16 protein-coding genes are annotated in these 15940 nt (G+C 44.8%); 12 read left to right on the top strand and 4 right to left on the bottom strand.

All coding sequences use genetic code 11. The features are described from left to right. Nucleotides 1-19: 19 nt before the first annotated feature. Nucleotides 20-121, bottom strand: coding sequence for a stressosome-associated protein Prli42 (gene prli42 / locus RBH91_RS13830; protein ID WP_239693691.1), 102 nt, complete (start codon nucleotides 119-121; stop codon nucleotides 20-22). Between the two features lie 94 nt (nucleotides 122-215). On the opposite strand from prli42, the gene RBH91_RS13825 reads away from it, so the two are divergent. Genes RBH91_RS13825 through RBH91_RS13815 form a run of 3 tightly spaced genes read left to right on the top strand, consistent with a single transcriptional unit; the run spans nucleotide 216 to nucleotide 3362 of the window. Continuing rightward, the gene (locus RBH91_RS13825; protein ID WP_307891950.1) at nucleotides 216-1745 is read left to right on the top strand and encodes an acyl-CoA carboxylase subunit beta; all 1530 of its coding nucleotides are present in this window, start codon (nucleotides 216-218) and stop codon (nucleotides 1743-1745) included. A gap of 18 nt (nucleotides 1746-1763) precedes the next feature. Beyond that, the gene (locus tag RBH91_RS13820) at nucleotides 1764-2882 is read left to right on the top strand and encodes a tripeptidase T (protein ID WP_307891949.1); all 1119 of its coding nucleotides are present in this window, start codon (nucleotides 1764-1766) and stop codon (nucleotides 2880-2882) included. A gap of 15 nt (nucleotides 2883-2897) precedes the next feature. Continuing rightward, nucleotides 2898-3362: a chemotaxis protein CheW gene (locus RBH91_RS13815; protein WP_307891948.1), complete on the top strand. Its 465-nt coding sequence runs from the start codon at nucleotides 2898-2900 to the stop codon at nucleotides 3360-3362. Nucleotides 3363-3402: 40 nt separating this feature from the next. On the opposite strand, the gene RBH91_RS13810 is transcribed toward RBH91_RS13815, so the two are convergent. Next, nucleotides 3403-4194: a membrane protein insertase YidC gene (locus RBH91_RS13810; RefSeq protein ID WP_307894752.1), complete on the bottom strand. Its 792-nt coding sequence runs from the start codon at nucleotides 4192-4194 to the stop codon at nucleotides 3403-3405. A gap of 91 nt (nucleotides 4195-4285) precedes the next feature. Then, nucleotides 4286-4573, bottom strand: a complete 288-nt coding sequence (locus tag RBH91_RS13805) for a hypothetical protein (RefSeq protein ID WP_307891947.1) — start codon at nucleotides 4571-4573, stop codon at nucleotides 4286-4288. Nucleotides 4574-4651: 78 nt separating this feature from the next. On the opposite strand from RBH91_RS13805, the gene RBH91_RS13800 reads away from it, so the two are divergent. From RBH91_RS13800 to RBH91_RS13760, 9 genes are all read left to right on the top strand, one after another. Next, entirely contained in the window at nucleotides 4652-5908 is a 1257-nt protein-coding gene (locus tag RBH91_RS13800) for a DNA polymerase IV (protein WP_307891946.1), read from the top strand. 86 nt (nucleotides 5909-5994) lie between these two features. Next, the gene (gene gndA, locus RBH91_RS13795; RefSeq protein WP_076761782.1) at nucleotides 5995-7404 is read left to right on the top strand and encodes an NADP-dependent phosphogluconate dehydrogenase; all 1410 of its coding nucleotides are present in this window, start codon (nucleotides 5995-5997) and stop codon (nucleotides 7402-7404) included. A 174-nt stretch (nucleotides 7405-7578) separates the two neighbouring features. After that, on the top strand, nucleotides 7579-8364 hold the full coding sequence (locus RBH91_RS13790) for a glucose 1-dehydrogenase (protein ID WP_307891945.1): 786 nt from the start codon (nucleotides 7579-7581) through the stop codon (nucleotides 8362-8364). 142 nt (nucleotides 8365-8506) lie between these two features. Beyond that, nucleotides 8507-10168: an alkaline phosphatase gene (locus RBH91_RS13785; RefSeq protein ID WP_307891944.1), complete on the top strand. Its 1662-nt coding sequence runs from the start codon at nucleotides 8507-8509 to the stop codon at nucleotides 10166-10168. Nucleotides 10169-10319: 151 nt separating this feature from the next. Further along, a complete protein-coding gene (locus RBH91_RS13780; protein ID WP_076761952.1) occupies nucleotides 10320-10628 on the top strand; it encodes a PTS sugar transporter subunit IIB in 309 nt (102 codons plus the stop codon). 5 nt (nucleotides 10629-10633) lie between these two features. After that, a complete protein-coding gene (locus RBH91_RS13775; RefSeq protein WP_076761951.1) occupies nucleotides 10634-10966 on the top strand; it encodes a PTS sugar transporter subunit IIA in 333 nt (110 codons plus the stop codon). Nucleotides 10967-11003: 37 nt separating this feature from the next. After that, entirely contained in the window at nucleotides 11004-12320 is a 1317-nt protein-coding gene (gene celB / locus RBH91_RS13770; protein ID WP_076761779.1) for a PTS cellobiose transporter subunit IIC, read from the top strand. A 15-nt stretch (nucleotides 12321-12335) separates the two neighbouring features. Continuing rightward, a complete protein-coding gene (locus RBH91_RS13765) occupies nucleotides 12336-13751 on the top strand; it encodes a glycoside hydrolase family 1 protein (protein WP_307891943.1) in 1416 nt (471 codons plus the stop codon). Nucleotides 13752-13895: 144 nt separating this feature from the next. Continuing rightward, a complete protein-coding gene (locus RBH91_RS13760) occupies nucleotides 13896-14609 on the top strand; it encodes a GntR family transcriptional regulator (protein WP_076761777.1) in 714 nt (237 codons plus the stop codon). Nucleotides 14610-14755: 146 nt separating this feature from the next. Here RBH91_RS13760 and RBH91_RS13755 read toward each other — a convergent pair whose 3' ends face one another. Then, entirely contained in the window at nucleotides 14756-15304 is a 549-nt protein-coding gene (locus RBH91_RS13755) for a helix-turn-helix domain-containing protein (protein ID WP_307891942.1), read from the bottom strand. Nucleotides 15305-15940: the final 636 nt, after the last annotated feature.

Below are 15940 nucleotides of genomic sequence, written 5' to 3'. Positions count from 1 at the left end.
TCAGCCGGATGTATGCATATTAAAATATCATGCTGATTCCCGCAAGCAGGCTCGTCAGCACCATGACACTGATCATGACAATAACCATGATTTTAATGAATTTTTGAGACAAGCTGTTCACCTCTGTTTTTTATTCTTCCACTATTTTATCCTGCTTTTCTTCATCGGACAAGTTTCGCGAGAGAGCAGCATTATTAAGAGAAGGAGCAAATATGATGGATATGTTTGAAAGAGTCGATGGTTTATATAACAGCCGCCGAATGGCATCTCTCGGGGGAGGAAAGGAAAAGATCGACAGACAGAAGCAAAAAGGGAAGCTGACTGCCAGGGAACGAATCGAGCTGCTGCTTGATCAGGGAAGCTTTATGGAACTGAACGCCTTTGTGAGAAGCAGGCAGTCAGGCGGCCCTTTAGGCGACGGCGTTGTAACGGGTTTTGGAAAAATCCACGGGCGGCCGGTTTATTTATTTTCTCAGGATTTTACTGTGACCGGTGGAGCGCTTGGGGAAATGCACGCCAAAAAAATTGCGGCCGTCATGGATCTTGCCCTTAAAAATAAGACCCCTTTCATTGGCCTGAACGACTCAGGTGGTGCGAGAATTCAAGAGGGTGTGCTATCATTAGATGGATACGGTCATATTTTTTACCGAAATGTCCTTTGCTCTGGCGTCATTCCGCAAATCTCTGTCATTCTTGGACCTTGTGCCGGAGGAGCTGTGTATTCTCCGGCTTTGACCGACTTTGTCTTTATGAACGAAAAGACCGGGCAGATGTTCATTACCGGGCCGAAAGTCATCAAAACAGCAACAGGAGAGTCTGTCAGCGCCTGTGAATTGGGGGGCGCGTCTATACATAATTCAAGCAGCGGAAATGCACATTTTTCCGCTGCTTCTGACGAAGCCGTCCTCAAGGAGGTGCGGAAGCTGTTATCCTACATCCCCCAGAATCACGAAGAAAAGCCTCCTGCTCAAGCGAGACCTGAAAAAGATGATGATATGAGACCTGCCCTGATGACTGTATTGCCTGAAGACGTCCGGCAGCCGTATGATGTGAAAAACGTCATTTTCGAAATCGCGGACAAGGGTACATTTTTTGAAGTGCAGCAGCATTTTGCCAAAAATGCCGTGGTCGGTTTTGCAAGAATTGCCGGAGAAGTGGCCGGAGTCATCGCCAATCAGCCGAAACATTTGGCCGGCAGCCTGAATATGGATGCTGCTGATAAAATTTCTCGATTCATCCGTTTTTGCGATTCTTACCAAATCCCCATTTTGACATTGGTGGATGTTCCCGGTTTTCTTCCGGGAATACGGGAGGAGCACGGCGGGGTGATCAGGCATGGAGCAAAAATCCTTTATGCATATGCAGAAGCCACCGCCGCCAAGGTGACGGTCATTTTAAGAAAAGCGTACGGCGGAGCATATGTGGCCTTAAACAGCAAAGCGCTTGGAGCAGACGCCGTGTTTGCCTGGCCGAATGCCGAGATCGCAGTGATGGGAGCGGAGGAAGCCGCTGATATGCTGTTTGCCAATGAAATAAAAAGCGCGGCAAACCAGAAGGCGGCAAAGGAGCAGAAAGTCCGGCAATGCATGCAGGCTGCAAGTCCCTTTATCGCCGCCCGCCACGGGATGGTCGATGATATCATTGACCCGAAAGAGACGCGCAAAAAGCTGATTCAAACTTTCGAGATGCTAAAGAGCAAGCAGGAAAATCGGCCGAAAAAAAAGCATGGCAACATACCGCTATAAAACTGGAGGGGAACAAGCATGAATGAAAAACGCCTACTGGAAGAGTTTTTAGAACTTGTGCAAATCGACTCTGAGACTAAACATGAAGCAGACATCTGTAAAGTGCTGAAAGAAAAATTTACGGCTCTTGGAATGGATGTCGTTGAAGACGACAGTGCGCCTTCAACCGGGCACGGAGCCGGCAACCTGGTGTGCACGCTTCCCGGAACAAAAGAGGCAGACACGATTTACTTTACGTCGCACATGGATACGGTAGTGCCGGGCAAAGGCGTAAAGCCTGTTATTGAAGATGGCTATGTCAAAACAGACGGCACAACGATTTTGGGAGCGGATGACAAAACAGGACTTGCAGCCATGCTGGAAGCTGTTAAGGTGCTTAAAGAAAAGAACATCCCGCACGGAACGATCCAATTTATCATTACAGTCGGTGAAGAATCGGGGCTTGTCGGCGCGAAAGCATTAGACCGTTCACTGATCAAAGCGGAATATGGATATGCCCTTGATTCAGATGGTAAAGTCGGCAATATTATCGTGGCTGCGCCGACACAGGCGAAAATTAAAGCAACGGTCTACGGCAAAACCGCCCACGCCGGAGTTGAACCGGAAAAAGGAGTCTCCGCGATCACGATCGCTTCAAAAGCGATTGCCAAAATGCCGCTTGGCCGCATTGATGAGGAAACGACAGCAAACATCGGCCGCTTTGAAGGCGGAACACAAACGAATATCGTTTGCGATCAGGTTGACATTTTGGCGGAAGCCCGCTCTCTCGTCCCTGAGAAAATGGAAAAGCAAACCGAGAAAATGAAGCAGGCGTTTGAAACGGCAGCCGCCGAAATGGGCGGCAGAGCCGAGGTGGAGATAGACGTCATGTATCCCGGCTTTAAATACAAAGACGGGGATCTCGTTGTTGAGGTCGCAAAAAAAGCCGCCCAAAACATCGGCCGTCCATATGAGCTGCTGACAAGCGGCGGAGGGAGTGATGCCAATATCATCGCAGGCCACGGCATTCCAACCGTCAACCTTGCAGTAGGATACGAACAGATCCACACCAAAAATGAAAAAATGCCGATTGAAGAGCTGGCGAAAACAGCGGAAATGGTCATTGCGATTATTGAGGAAGTGGCAAATCCATCATAAAGGCAGGGGTTTTACATGGAAAATCAACATGCCATTCTTTTTCAAGTGAATCAGGAAGAATTCGGGGTGGGCATCCGTTATATTCAAGCGATTGAACGGATGGGAAATCTAAAAGAGATCAGCGGACTTCCGAAAGAAGTCCGCGGAATCACCAATACTAGAGGTGAAATGATCCCGGTGATTGACGCTGGCGTCATTTTGCATCATCAACCGCTTTCGATTGACGAGAAAAGCAAGCTGCTGATTTTTTCATCAAAAACAGGACCGGCCGGCTTGCTGGTAACAGAAGCAAAAGAGATGATAGAGATCAATGAGGACGACATCAAACCTTTTCATCTGCAGGCTGATGAATTCAGCGGTGTTCTTGAACGAAACGGACAGCTGATCATTCAATTAAACCCGGATGTCATCGTGCAAAAAATCGAAGGTTTTGAGCATATTTCCGATCAGTTTGAAGCTGAAGAAACGGCGGCCGGATAAAAGTAAAAAAAGGCTGCGCCTTGTTAAAGGCGCAACCTTTTTATTTTGATGCCGGTTCAGCAGTGTGAACCGCTTTTTTATTCTTTTGATACACTTGATGAAAGACGACGGACTGAACGGTCAGGAGCAGCCCGCTTGTCATCCAGTAAAGCGGCAGAGCTGCCGGGACGTTGAGAGAAAAGATCGTCATCATGACCGGGAAAAACAATCCCATAATCTTCGCAGACTGCTGAGCCGCCGGATTTGATTGGGCAGATGACTGCGCGTTCAGCTTTTGCGACACATAAAACTGGATGAAATACATCAAGCCTGCGCATAAAGACATAATCATATCCGAATGCCCCAAATTAAACCAAAGGAAAGAATGGGAAGCAATTTCAGGCGTTGACCGAATGGCGTAATAAAGACCGATCAAAATCGGAAATTGAATCAGCATCGGAAGACAGCCGATTGCCAGCGGATTGATGTTGTGTTTTTGGTATAGCTGCATCATTTCCTGCTGGATTTCCTTTTGTTTCACATGGTCTTTCGTCTTTTTTAATTTGCTTTGAATAGCGTCCATTTCAGGCTTGACCAATGCCATTTTTTCCTGCATCGCCCGCTGTTTTTTAAACTGGTTGGCAAACAGAGGCATGACAAGAAAACGAACGATGATCGTCACAACAATAATGGACAGTCCGTAGCTTCCGTGGAAAAAACCCGCGATTCCCTTGATCAGCTCAGAAAAAGGAACCACCACATACTGTTGGAATATGTTGCCGCTCTCTGCCGAAGCATTTCCGGTGGCAGCAGAGGCATGCTCCCCAATCATCATGGTCATCAACAAAAACATTGCAGTCGTAAATATTCGCTTTAATTTCGTGTTCAACACGTTCTCCTCCTTCTTCAATGAGGCGCTCTTCATCCGAGGCCCCTTGCACGTTTTAAAATGAAAGAAGAAGGGAACGATGGTCTTCATCATCATTCGATGAAGCCTTCATGCGTATAACTTTACTTATCCATACCGTAATGCGATGATATAGGATAACGAGAAAATCAATTTTGCAGATAAAATGAATCGCTTTATATTCTTCAAACCGTTTTGTTTTCCAATCTTCACCCGTATTGCAATCCCTTAAGATAAGGGCGATGCCAATGGCGGTCAGTGCGGGAAGAATGATTGTGAAAAACTCAAACAGAAAAAAAGCATCATTAAAAGATTCGAGAATCATCATTATCACTTCCGTTTCAATAACATCTTACTATATGAACGTTTGTATGTCTAATGAGAGCATCAGGAGGGAGCCGCTTTGACTGCAGGAAAACAAAAGGGAAGAGTCATCTTTCATATCGATATGAACAGTTTTTACGCATCTGTTGAAATGGCGTATGACCCTTCGCTGAGCGGCAGGCCGCTTGCCATCGCGGGAAATGCGAAGGAGCGCAAAGGGATTGTCGTGACATGCAGCTATGAGGCGAGAGCCCGCGGCGTCAAGCCGCCGATGCCGCTTTGGGAGGCGAAGCGCATCTGCCCCGAACTGATTGTAAAGGCGCCGAATTTTGACCGCTACAGAAGCTCTTCAAAAGAAATGTTTCAAGTGCTCAGGGAGTACACGGACTTAGTGGAGCCCGTTTCGATTGATGAAGGATATATGGACTTGACACAGACGCCTTATCGAGATCAAGCATATGAAACAGCCGTGAAAATCCAAAAGCGCCTTCAAAAAGAACTCTTGCTGCCCTCAAGCATCGGAATTGCGCCGAATAAATTTTTGGCGAAAATGGCTTCGGATATGAAAAAACCGCTCGGGATTACGATTCTAAGAAAGCGGGAAGTACCTCAATTGCTATGGCCCCTCGATATCAGCGAGATGTACGGAGTCGGCCAAAAAACCGCTGAAAAGCTTAAAACGCTGCAAATTGAAAAAATCGGGGATTTGGCTGCCGCTGATGAGCACGCTTTAAAGCAGCTTCTTGGCATCAACGGCCCGAGGCTGAAAAGGCGGGCAAACGGCATCGACTTTGGCGAGGTCGATCCCGACAGGATTTATGAATTTAAAAGCGTCGGCAATTCCTCGACTCTTCCGTATGACAGCACAGATGAAAGAGAGCTCACCGGCCTTATCGACAAACTGTCCGTTTCAGTCAGCAACAGGCTGAAACGCAAAGAAGTCATGGCTTCAAAAATCTTTATCATGATCCGCTATGCAGACTGGACGAACATAACGAGAAGCAAGACGCTTCTAAATCCGTCCGATGCCGCAGACGAGATTGCGAATGAAGCGAAAGCGCTTTTTAAACGGCATTGGCGCGGAAACGCCGTCAGGCTTTTAGGGGTAACGGGAACAGATCTTGTCAAACGGAAAGAAGCTGTCAAACAGCTTGATTTGTTTTCATTTCAGGAGGATGCCAAAGAGGAACCGATCCAGAAGCTGATGGAGGAACTGAATGAAAAATACGGAACAGACCTCATCCAAAAAGGGATCAAAATCGTTAAAAAAGAGAGCAATACGAGCGGAACAAGCTTTAACAAAGATTTTTTCCAGGACGGGAGAAAAGATCAATAGCTTGAAAAGGTAGGTCAAAGTGTGGTAATTTCAATTTAAATCAAAATTAAATTATGATGCTAAACGCTTTAGAAGGGACGTTAGACATGGCAAAACAACAAATTGGTGTAGTTGGTTTAGCAGTTATGGGAAAAAATTTGGCTTTAAATATTGAAAGCCGCGGGTTTTCGGTTTCTGTCTACAACAGATCAAGCGCGAAAACAGAAGAATTTCTCGAAGAAGCGAAAGGGAAACAAGTTGTCGGCACATACAGCATTGAAGAGTTCGTTGAATCTCTTGAAAAGCCGCGCAAGATTTTGCTGATGGTCAAAGCCGGAACACCGACTGATGCCACGATTCAATCGCTTCTGCCTCATCTTGAGAAAGGCGATATTTTGATTGACGGCGGAAATACATATTATAAAGATACACAAAGAAGAAATAAAGAGCTTGCCGAAAGCGGCATTCATTTCATCGGAACAGGTGTTTCCGGCGGTGAAGAAGGCGCGCTCAAAGGCCCGTCTATCATGCCCGGCGGACAGAAGGAAGCTCATGAGCTTGTCAAACCGATACTCGAAGCCATTTCCGCAAAAGTGGACGGAGAACCTTGTACGACATATATCGGACCGGACGGTGCCGGCCACTATGTGAAAATGGTCCATAACGGCATCGAATACGGCGACATGCAGCTGATTTCAGAGTCTTACTTTATCCTTAAGCACCTTGTCGGTTTATCCTCTGATGAGCTTCACGAGGTATTTTCAGAGTGGAATAAAGGAGAGCTTGACAGCTACCTGATCGAAATCACAGCAGACATCTTTACGAAAAAAGACGACGAAACGGGCAAGCCGCTTGTTGACGTGATTTTAGACAAAGCCGGCCAAAAAGGAACAGGAAAATGGACGAGCCAAAGCGCACTCGATCTGGGCGTTCCGCTGCCGATCATTACTGAATCCGTTTTTGCCCGCTTCATCTCTTCCATGAAAGAAGAGCGCGTCAAAGCAAGCAAGATTCTGGCAGGTCCTGAAGCCAAAACAACTGCGGAGAACAAAGAAGAATTGATTGAAGCGGTCAGAAAAGCCCTCTTCATGAGCAAAATTTGTTCTTATGCACAAGGCTTTGCCCAAATGAAAGCCGCTTCAGAAGAATACGGATGGGATTTGAAATACGGTGATATCGCAATGATTTTCCGCGGAGGATGCATCATTCGCGCGGCCTTCCTGCAAAAAATCAAGGAAGCGTATGACCGCGATCCGGAACTCGATAACTTGCTGCTTGATCCATATTTCAAGGATATCGTTGAAAGCTATCAGGGAGCACTTCGCAAAACGATTTCCCTTGCCGTTGAACAAGGGATTCCTGTACCTTGCTTCTCAAGCGCTCTCGCTTACTTTGACAGCTACCGCACTGCAACACTGCCGGCCAACTTAATTCAGGCCCAGCGCGATTACTTTGGCGCGCATACGTATGAGCGCACAGACAAAGAAGGCATTTTCCACACTGAGTGGATGAAATAAACGATGAAAAGATGACAAAATCCTAAAACATTAAACCGTTTTAGGATTTTGTCTACAGTCTCGAAAACCGCAGCCAGAAGGCTGCGGTTTTTTTGATGCTCTCCCGAATGCATGCTTTAAACCAATCTGTGGAAACCTATCAAAGCAAAAGCGTTAAAAGGAGGAATCAATACGATGTATCCAAATTTAGAGGGAAAAACGGTTGTCATCACAGGGGCGGGCACAGGTCTTGGAAAAGCGATGGCACTGCGCTTCGGAGCGGAAAAAGCCAATGTTGTGATCAATTATTTTAAAGAAGAAGAAAATCCAGAGGAAACGGTTAAAGAAATAGAAAATGGCGGTTCCCGTGCGGTTGCCATTCAAGGAGACGTTTCAAAGGAAGGGGATGTGAAAGCGCTTATTGACAAAGCGGTTGATACATTCGGTTCAGTTGATGTCATGGTCAATAATGCTGGCGTAGAAAATGAAGTCCCTTCGGAAGATTTATCCTTGGAAGATTGGAACCGTGTCATTTCAACAAATCTAACCGGTATGTTTCTGTGCTGTCGGGAAGCGATTTCTTATATGCTTGAGCATGACATAAAAGGATCTGTGATCAATATGTCATCCGTTCATCAGGAGATTCCGTGGCCTCACTTTGTCCATTATGCGGCAAGCAAAGGCGGCGCCAAATTATTGACGGAAACACTAGCCCTTGAATACGCTCCGAAAGGCATTCGGGTAAACGCCATCGGGCCTGGTGCAATCGATACGCCGATTAACGCTGAAAAGTTCGCGGACCCCGAATTAAAAAAAGGCGTGATTGAACTGATTCCAATCGGCTATATCGGAAAACCGGAAGAAGTCGCAGCATGTGCAGCCTGGCTGGCCTCGGAGGAAGCGAGCTATGTTACTGGGCTGACACTATATGTGGACGGCGGAATGACACAATATCCGGGCTTTCAAGCTGGAAAAGGGTAATGGTAAAGAAGGCGTGAAGCCTTCTTTTCATCATAGGACATAAAAATTTACATAAGATTAATAGACGGTAAAAGTCCTGTTTACATTGCAGTGATAGTGTAGGCTTGTCAACAAAAAAGCAGGTTTTTGGAGGGAGTACATGATGAGTTTTATTCGCAACAGGATCATCGGCTTTACCTTGGCGGGCGCTGTGGCATTAGGATCAGTGGGAACAGGCAGCGCAGCGATGGAGACGGCGAAAAAAAAGGAAGATAAAAAAGTCAAAAACGTGATCATGATGGTGATGGACGGAACAAGCTCCACGGCAACAACTTTGGCACGCTGGTACAAAGGCGAACCTCTTGCATTGGATCAGATTGTCACTGGGGGCGTCAGAACGTTTTCGGCTGAATCGGCGATCACAGATTCAGCGCCAGCCGGAACGGCAATGGCAACGGGACGCAAATCGAACTCATCTTATGTCGGTGTACTGCCATCAGTGGTCAATTCACCGGGAGCAGATCCAGTCAGCAAGGAAGATCATTTCCGTCCTGTCGCAAATGTGTTGGAGGGAGCGAAGCAGACAGGCAGAGCGACCGGGCTTATCGCAACATCGGAAATTCAGCATGCGACACCTGCGGCCTATTCCGGCCATCATATGAATCGAAATAATTTTGAAGTACTGGGCGAACAGCAGGTTTATCAGAACATGGATGTTGTGCTCGGCGGAGGAAAAGAATCGCTTCTGCCCGGAACGAATGAAAAAAGCCGCAAAGATCATGAAGACCTCGTAAAAGTGATTAAAGACAAAAAATATGATTTCGTTGAAACAAAACGCGATCTGAATCAGTCAAAATCGAAAAAAATCTGGGGGGCTTTCTCTCAGCGCGATCTCGCTTATGATATGGACCGCGGCACGACGAATCCCGAACAGCCGACACTGGCAGACATGACGAAAAAATCGATTCAGACGCTGTCAAAGGATAAAGACGGTTTCTTCTTATTCGTGGAAGGAAGCAAACCGGATTGGGCAGCCCATCAAAATGATCCGATCGGCATCATTAGCGATGTCCTGGCATTTGATGATGCGGTGAAAGAGGCATTGGAATATGCCAAAAAAGACAAAAACACAATGGTCATTGCCGTCGCTGACCATGGCAACAGCGGCATATCGATCGGCAACAGCAATACGACAAAAGGATATGATCAAACACCTGTATCGGCATATATTGATCCGCTTAAAAAAGCGAAAATGACGCTGGAAGGTGCAACAGGCAAATTAAAAGATGATTTATCAAATATAGAAGAAGCCGCACAGCTCTATGGTCTTGACCATTTAACAGCATCAGAAAAGGAACAGCTTAAAGACGTGAAAGACAAAAAAGCGGCAGCTTCCGTATTTAGCAAACTGCTTGCTAACCGGGCGAATCTAGGCTTTACAACAGGCGGCCATACAGGGGAAGATGTCTTCCTTTACTCCTATGGACCGAAAAAACCGCAGGGACTTCTTGACAATACCGACATCGCCAAAACGATGGCGAAGGCAATGGGCTTTCATCTAGACAAATTAACAAGCGAATTGTTTATGGATGCAGAGAAGGCATTTCAAAAAGCCGGAGCCCGTGTGACAATCGATAAAAAAGATCCTGCAAATCCAGTGCTGGTTGCAGCGCGCAAAAACATAAAAGCAGAGATGCCGGTCAATAAAAACATCATCAAGATAAAAGGGAAAGACTATGAATTAGACAGTGTGATTGTAGAAAGCAACGGAACATTTTATGTGCCGAAAGAAGCAGTCCGTTTGTTTAAAAAATATGCCCGTTAACTCTTTTAAAACCCCTCTCAAATGAGAGGGTTTTTTTATGGTTCGAAATAAATACAAACATTTATTTTTAAATGTCTAGACATTTAAAAATAAAAAGATATAATAATAGTTATTGAAAGCGCTTTTAAAAAAGAAAGGAGATTTCATCATCATGAAGAAAATTTTATTGGCATGCAGTTCAGGAATGTCGACAAGCCTCCTTGTTACCAAAATGGAGGAATACGCCAAATCGATTGGCGATGAGGTGAAAATTTGGGCGGTCGGACAAGACCAGGCCAAAAAAGAAATGGAAGAAGCGCATGTGGTGTTAATAGGGCCGCAAATGAGCTTTTTGAAAAGCGAAATGCAAAAGGAAGCGCAAGAATACGGAATTCAGGTTGATGTGATTGATATGGTGGCATATGGAATGGCAGACGGCAAGAAAGCATATGAGCAGGCATTAAGCCTGATGGGGGATTGACTGTGATGGAAAAAACAGCGTTTGGTGAATTGACAGGCGAACAAGTATGTTTTCAGCTGATTCTCCACAGCGGAAATGCCCGCAGCAAAGTCATCCAGTCCCTCAGGGAATACCGGGCCGGCAGTGTACAGAAAGCAGAGGAGCTGCTCGTTCAGGCTGAAGAAGACTTGCGGCAGTCCCACGACATTCATTTTCAAATGATCCAAAAAGAAGCGGGCGGGGAGAAAAACGACTTTTCTTTGCTTCTGATGCATGCGGAAGACCATCTCATGTCAACGCTTACGATGAAGGAACTCGTATGTGAATTATTGGGGATTTTCAAAGAGAAAAATCTATGAGGGCTGCATTGCCAGAATAGAAGGGGGATAAGTGACGATGTTTGAAAAACTGAGCAATCTTTTGGTTCCGATTGCCGGAAAGCTGAATAACAATCGGTATTTAGGCGTGCTTAGAGATGCGTTTATGCTGGCATTTCCGCTGACGATTTTTGGATCGATTATCGTTGTATTAACAAATTTGCCGTTTCTCAATAAAATGATGAGCAAATCGGCGCTTGAAAATTTTCAGTCCATTTTAAGCATAGCGCCGAATGCCACGATCAATATCATGTCGGTGTTCGTCGTATTCGGGATTGGGTATTATTTGTCAAAACACTATAAAGTCGAGGCGGTTTTCGGAGGAGTCGTCGCGCTGGCATCATTCCTCCTTTTGACACCGTTTGTTTTAAACGGTGAAGGCGGGGAAGTGGTTTCAAATGTCATTCCCATTGACCGGCTCGGCGCGAAAGGGATGTTTCTCGGAATGATGACGGCCTTTACATCGGCCGAGATATTCAGATTTTTTGTCCAGAAAAATTATACGATTAAAATGCCGGCGGGTGTTCCACCTGCGGTTTCAAAATCATTTGCCGCACTGATTCCGGCGGTGATGACGCTCTCAGTCTACTTGATGATCAACATCTTGATCACCCAGGTATTCAGTACAAATATGCATGACTTGATCTACACCCTCGTGCAGGCTCCGCTTGTCGGTCTTGGAAGCGGTATTATTCCGACTTTGGTCGCGATATTCTTTACACAGCTGCTATGGTTTTTCGGACTGCACGGGCAAATTATCATCAACTCTGTCATGGACCCGATCTGGAATACGCTGTCTATTGAAAATTTGAACAGCTATACAGCAACAGGTGAAGTGCCGCACATCATCAATAAACAGTTTATGGAGGTTTACACCGTCGGAATGGGCGGCACCGGGATGACGCTGGCCGTCATCGTTGCGATCCTATTGTTTATGAGAAGCAAGCAGATGAAGCAGGTGGCGAAACTTGGTGCGGCTCCGGGCATTTTCAATGTAAACGAACCGATTATCTTCGGGCTGCCGATCGTTATGAATCCGCTGATTTTCATTCCGTGGGTCATCTCGCCGATGATCGTCACACTGATCACGTATTTTGCCATGGCCTCCGGCCTCGTCCCGCCGCCTACCGGTGTCACGATTCCATGGACAGTGCCGATTTTTATCAGCGGCATGATGGCCACCAATTCGCTTGCCGGCGGAATCTTGCAGATTTTCAATTTAGCCGTTGTCTTTACGATATGGTTCCCGTTTTTGAAATTCATCGACCGCATGAATATGAAAAAAGAACAGGAGCTCAATACATCTGAACAAAATAAGACGACGATAGGTTTGTAAAAGGAGACTGATGACATGACAAAAACAGAACTGAAAACTGAGCAGATTCAATACTGCTTTCCAAAAAGCTTCTGGTGGGGATCGGCAGCTTCCGCGACTCAAACCGAAGGGGCGGCGGACGAAGGAGGAAAAGGAAAAAATATTTGGGACCACTGGTATGAAAAAGAACCAAACCGGTTTTTTGACGGGGTGGGCCCAGAGAAGACTTCGCGTTTTTACGAGACTTATAGAGAAGATATTCAGCTGATGAAGGAGCTTGGCCACAATACTTTCCGGTTTTCAATTTCATGGTCAAGGCTGTTTCCGGAAGGAAATGATGAGTTAAACAAGGAAGGCGCGTCATTTTACAATCATGTCATTGATGAGCTGCTGGCGGCTGGAATCGAGCCTTTTATTAACCTTTATCATTTTGATATGCCGATGGCGCTTCAGGAAATCGGCGGCTGGGAAAACCGGAAAGTGGTTGATCATTTTGTTTCATACGCTGAAGCCTGCTTCCGTCTGTACGGAGATCGGGTTAAAAAATGGTTTACCCATAATGAGCCGATCGTTCCGGCAGAAGGCGGCTATTTATACGATTTTCATTATCCGAACGAAGTGGATTTTCAAAAAGCTGTGCAGGTTGCCTACCACGAAATCTTATCAAACGCCAAAGCAATCGAAGCCTATCGGAAGCTTGGCGGGAACGGGAAAATCGGCATTATTCTAAATTTAACGCCATCCTATCCGAGAAGCCAGCATCCGGCTGATGTGAAAGCCTCCGAAATAGCGGACGCTTTCTTTAACAAATCATTCCTCGACCCGGCCGTGAAAGGGGTGTTTCCTCGACTCTTAACCGATATTTTAAAAGACGAAGGATACATGCCTGCCATGGAACAGGACGACTTAGAGGTGATCAAAGAGAATACGGTTGATCTTCTCGGGATCAACTATTACCAGCCGAGGCGGGTAAAAGCAAAAGAACATCTGCCGCATCCAGATGCGCCTTTTATGCCTGAGCGTTTCTTTGACGATTATGAAATGCCGGGCAGAAAAATGAACCGCCACCGCGGATGGGAGATTTATGAAAAAGGCATTTATGATATTTTGATGAATGTCAAAAACAACTACGGCAATATAGAATGCTTTATTTCTGAGAACGGAATGGGGGTTGAAGGAGAGGAGCGTTTTCGCGGCGAGGACGGCATGATCCACGATGATTACCGGATTGCGTTTATTAGCGAGCATTTAAAATGGGTGCACAAGGCCATTCAGGAAGGTTCAAATGTTAAAGGCTATCATCTGTGGACTTTCATGGACAACTGGTCATGGACGAACGCCTATAAAAACCGCTACGGGTTTGTGTCTGTCAATCTTGATCAAAATGGCGAGCGGACCATCAAAAAGAGCGGCTATTGGTTTAAGCGTGTGACGGAAAACAACGGTTTTTAAGCTTTCACCGCTAGGGATTTAGAATCAACATACATGTTAAAGAGATGGTCTTATGGGCCATCTTTTTATTTCCCATTGGAAACCGATATAATAGTAAAGAAAGTGCTGACATAAAACAGAATCCTTAGTAATGGTGGTTAAAACATGAGAAAATACGAATATATTTCAAATGAAATGAGGAAGCGGATTCAGGGAGAATATTATCCGATAGACCAGCCCATACCTGATGAGCTTTCTCTCGCCAAAGAATTTTCATGCAGCAGAATGACGATGAAAAGAGCCCTTGATATTCTCGTTTCTGAAGGCATGCTGTACCGCAAACGGGGACACGGCACATTCATTGTCAAGTCGTCCATTCAAAATGTACCCGTCAGCGTGACGGACCGCGAAAACATTGGGCTGACAAAGCTTCTCGCCAACAAACAAATCGACAGCCATATCATTCAATTTGATGTTGAATTTCCGCCAGATGAGGTGGCAAAACGATTATCGATTGAAAAGACTGTGCCAGTGTATCACATCATCAGGCTTCGGAAAGTCGAAGGTGAACCGTATGTCATTGAAGAAACATACATGCCTGCAAATGTCATTTCAGAATTAAATGAAGAAGTTCTCCATGGCTCTGTCTATCGGCATATCACGGAAACGTTAAAATTGACAATCGCCGGCTCCCACCGGACAATCAGGGCGGATAAACCGACAGAGCTGGACCGGAAGTATTTGGAATGTGCTGCTGACGACCCGGTGCTTGAAGTCGAACAGGTCGCTTTTTTTAATACCGGAGAGCCGTTTGAATATTCATTTGCAAGGCATCGCTATGATAAGTTTGTGTTTTCAAGCGTTCATATTCGGAAATGAAAAACCTGCAAGAATGCAGGGCGAAAGGCGTGTTGCATAGCCGAAAGTGTGTCTAAAATGGAAAAGGATCGCTTTTTTTAAAACGATCCTTTTCCATTTTATTGTGTACTGCCTCTTCTATATAAGACGATTGTTAAAATATGGAATCAATCACGAGAGGCAGCTGCACTAATAAATAAAAAATTAGCAGGTTTGTCTGTTTTGTTAAACCAGTTGTGAGGTTTGGTTGATTCTATATGAATGCTGTCCCCGGGGAAAAGATCGTATTCTACGTCATCAAAAATGATGGTCATAGTGCCTTCGATGACGTAAATAAATTCCTGTCCTTCATGAGAAAAAGGTGTGCCTTTTTTATCTCCTGGCAATAAGGTAACTAAAATGGGCACAAACAAGGGATTCGATACATTGCCAGATAGATCTGAATACGTAAAGGACGTCTTATGTTCAATTTGTCTGTCAGTTGCTCTTCTAATCATGTCTTTGTCGATTTGTATAGTGTCAGGAAAGAAATAACTGGGACTGACCCCAAGAGCTTCAGATATTTTTCGTAAGGAGAGTAACGTAATGGAACAAAGAGAACGTTCTACTTGGGACAAGAAGCTGATCGATAAGCCTGTTTTTTCAGAGACTTCCTTCAATGTCATTTTTTTCTCTTTGCGGAGCCTTTTTATTAAATTTCCTAAATCTGAATCCATTTTTTACCCCCAAAAAATAAAAATAATATGAAATACGCTGATGTTAAATATGAGAGAAGATCCGGGTTAAATGAATGACTCTTATATCAAACAAGGCTTCTGAAAAACCTTTATGGTTAAGGGTTTAGTGATGAAATGAAATCATGTGTTTCATTTTAAAATTTAAGTTTCACTTAAAAGAATTAATTTTTAATTATTCTTAATTTTAACATATTAACCTGGGGAAGTGAAGCTGTCTCATTTTTAAAAACGACTGGACCAAAGTTCAGCTTTAAGAAAATCATAAAATGATTGAATTTTTAGAAAATGAAAAGTATAATAACATCAACGCTTAAAATTTAAGTGACACTTAAAATATTGAATTCGTTTTAATATATGTACCCTAGGGAGGTGAAGTTATCTAATTAGAGTTCTTCATTATATATATATATCTTATTTTTAGCCTAAAATTTAATTGTCACTTAAATTTTTAGATGTTGACTGCAGTGTCCATTCAATTCTTGGATTTTTTCGCTCAGGCGTTTGCAAAATGTTGTAATACCGCAGATAGGGTATCACTGGGGTGGCTAACCGTTTTTATTTTAGTATCTGCATCGAATTAAAAGCGATTACAAAGGGAGAACGGATGAATACGTA

The organism is Bacillus swezeyi, assembly GCF_030908325.1.
GTDB classification, from domain to species: Bacteria; Bacillota; Bacilli; order Bacillales; family Bacillaceae; genus Bacillus; species Bacillus swezeyi.
This window is presented reverse-complemented; position numbering and strand designations above follow the sequence as displayed.